The organism is Clostridium sp. CCUG 7971 (assembly GCF_017590215.1).
In the GTDB taxonomy this organism is placed as follows: domain Bacteria; phylum Bacillota; class Clostridia; order Peptostreptococcales; family Peptostreptococcaceae; genus Faecalimicrobium.
Genome location: NZ_JAFFPK010000204.1, coordinates 1 through 524, shown reverse-complemented (window position 1 = coordinate 524; position 524 = coordinate 1). Strand labels below are relative to the sequence as shown.

At 33.6% G+C, this 524-nt stretch carries 1 protein-coding gene; it reads left to right on the top strand.

The features are described 5' to 3' along the window. Positions 1–506 (top strand): collagen-like triple helix repeat-containing protein (locus JWF52_RS18665; protein WP_208334973.1); only part of this gene is annotated, 506 nt, incomplete at its 5' end. Positions 507–524: the final 18 nt, after the last annotated feature.

Sequence of the window (524 nt, the reverse complement as noted above, 5' to 3'; positions counted from 1 at the left end):
TTCCGGGTATTCAAGGTCCTGAAGGCAAGATTGGTCCAACTGGCCCTCAAGGTCCTAGAGGGTTTGAAGGTCCTGAAGGTCCTCAATTTGTAGGTCAATATGCCTTTTTCTCACAAAGTAATACTTTAAATGCAACTTCTTTAGGTGGAGGATTAAAATTTGATGATCCTACTGGAATTAGTAGTCCTAGAATACTGAATGATACAGGTATAATTTCACTTTTGATTAAAGGTGTTTATAAGCTTAACTATTATGTATACTTTCCGGCTAATTCAACCGTTAATACTACTTTAAGTTTACAAGTAGACAATTCAACAATACCTGGTACAGTATGCAAAGTTGTTAAAACAAATACAAATGTTCCATATATAGCGTCTGGTCAAGCAATATTTACGGTTACTGATTCTTTTGGTTCTGCTCTTAGAATTTCATCTTCAAAAACCTTTTCAATATCTGAAGAAAATGCAACATTAGCTTCTATAAGTATTGTTCAGTTGCAAGCATAATTATCTTTTAAACAAAAA